Annotated in this window: 1 protein-coding gene; it reads left to right on the forward strand. The window is 76.5% G+C overall.

All coding sequences use genetic code 11. The features are described from left to right. Nucleotides 1–123: 123 nt before the first annotated feature. On the forward strand, nt 124–603 hold a 480-nt coding region (locus DW297_RS11940; RefSeq protein ID WP_240744606.1), incomplete at its 3' end, for an alcohol dehydrogenase catalytic domain-containing protein.

Below are 603 nucleotides of genomic sequence, written 5' to 3' on the forward strand. Positions count from 1 at the left end.
ACGACCGCGCAGCCCTGAGCGGCGCGGGAGCCCACGCCGTGCTCGCCGACGTCACCGCCCTGCGCGGCGCGCTCGCCCAGCGCGACCTGCTGCCCACCGTCTCCGCGCGCTGAGCATCCGGCCATGGGAACCGTGCTGATCCGCCCGCCCGGTCACCGGAGGGACGTCGCCCTGCGCCCCGCCGCCACCGCCATGGTGTGGATCGGCGACGGGCACCCGCACGAGACCATCGCGGTGCCCGGCGTCGCCCTCGGCGACCACGACGTGCTGGTCGCTGTCGAGATGTCGACCATCTGCGGCTCCGACGTGCACACCGTGCAAGGGCGGCGCGCGGCCCCCACGCCGCTCGTGCTCGGGCACGAGAGCGTGGGGCGGGTCATCGCGCTCGGTGACGCCGGAGCGGACGCGACCGACGGGGCCCCGCTGCGCCTCGGCGACCGCGTGGTGTGGTCGGTCACGGTGTCGTGCGGCACGTGCGACCGCTGCCGCCGCGGGCTCACCCAGAAGTGCCGCGACCTGGGCAAGTACGGCCACGACAGGGTGGGCGTGCACGGCGACCCGGCGCGTTCGCCAGCCACGTGCAGCTGCGCGCGGGGACGGCGA

The sequence above is a fragment of the Microbacterium sp. PF5 genome (genome assembly GCF_004794315.1).
Classification (GTDB): Bacteria; Actinomycetota; Actinomycetes; order Actinomycetales; family Microbacteriaceae; genus Microbacterium; species Microbacterium sufflavum.